This window comes from Streptosporangium fragile (genome assembly GCF_039534445.1).
GTDB classification, from domain to species: domain Bacteria; phylum Actinomycetota; class Actinomycetes; order Streptosporangiales; family Streptosporangiaceae; genus Streptosporangium; species Streptosporangium fragile.
In genome coordinates this window covers 1-1,364 of sequence record NZ_BAAAVI010000166.1, presented here as the reverse complement: position 1 = coordinate 1,364, position 1,364 = coordinate 1, and the positions used below count along the sequence as shown (strand labels likewise).

Sequence of the window (1,364 nt, the reverse complement as noted above, 5' to 3'; positions counted from 1 at the left end):
GTCCTGCTCCTGGTGTTGCATCACATCGCGGGGGACGGGTGGTCGATGGCGCCGTTGGCGCGGGATGTGATCGCGGCGTATGCGGCGCGGGCGCGGGGGCGGGCGCCGGGGTTCGCGGCGTTGCCGGTGCAGTACGCCGATTACGCGCTGTGGCAGCGGGAGTTGCTGGGGGAGGAGGGCGATCCGGGCAGTCTGGCCGGTGGGCAGGCCGGGTTCTGGCGGGCGGCGCTGGCCGGGGTGCCGGAAGAGCTGGTGTTGCCGGTGGACCGGCCGCGCCCGGCGGTGGCCTCCTATCGGGGTGGCACGGTCGGGGTGCGGGTCGGGCGGGAGCTTCACCGGGCTTTGGTGGCGTTGGCGCGGGAGGCGGGCGCGACGGTGTTCATGGTGGTGCAGGCGGCGTGGGCGGCGACGTTGACCGGGTTGGGGGCGGGGACCGACATTCCGGTCGGGTCGGTGGTGGCCGGGCGCACCGATGAGGCGTTGGACGATCTGGTGGGGATGTTCGTCAACACGTTGGTGTTGCGGACCGACACGTCGGGGGATCCGGCGTTTCGGGAGTTGGTGGGCCGGGTGCGGGAGGTGGATCTGGCGGCGTACGCGCATCAGGATCTGCCGTTCGAGCGGTTGGTGGAGGTGCTCAATCCGGCCCGGTCGATGGGGCGTCATCCGTTGTTCCAGGTGGCGTTGGTGTTCCAGAACAACCCGGCCCCGCACCTGGAGATCGACGGGCTGTCCGTCTCCGTCGAGCCCTTCACCCCCGTCACCGCCAAGTTCGACCTTCAGCTCACCCTCGCCGAACACCCCTCCGGGGGCATGGAAGGGGGGCTGGAGTTCAGCCTCGACCTGTTCGACCGGGAGACGGCCGAGGACATCGCCGCCCGGTTCCTGCGGGTGCTGGAAGCGGTGGCCGCCGACCCGGATGTCCGGTTGAGCGCCATCGACCTGCTCGACCCGGCCGAGCGCCACATGATCCTGCGGGAATGGGCCGGAACCGGTTCCTCTCCCGGTGTTCCCTCGACGATCACCGAGGAGTTCGAGGCGCAGGTGGCGCGGTCGCCGCACGCGGTGGCGGTGGTGTGCGGGGCGGAGCGGCTGACGTACGCGGAGCTGGATGCGCGGGCCGGGGCGCTGGCGCGGGTGCTGGCCGGGTACGGGGTGGGGCCGGAGCGGTTCGCGGTGGTGCTGGTGCCGCGGTCGGTGGAGCTGGTGGTGGCGATCGTCGCGGTGCTCAAGGCCGGGGGCGCGTATGTGCCGGTGGATCCGGGGTATCCGGCCGATCGGGTCGCGCGGATGGTGCAGGACGCGGCCCCGCTGGTGGCGGTGACGGTCGCGGAGCTGGACGGGCTGCTCCCCGCCGACCTGCC

The 1,364-nt window shown here is 72.4% G+C and carries 1 protein-coding gene; it reads left to right on the top strand.

Annotated elements, in window-relative coordinates; all coding sequences use genetic code 11:
* Positions 1–45: 45 nt before the first annotated feature.
* Positions 46–1,364: condensation domain-containing protein (locus ABD841_RS40445; protein WP_344982377.1), on the top strand; the 1,319-nt coding region annotated here is incomplete at its 3' end.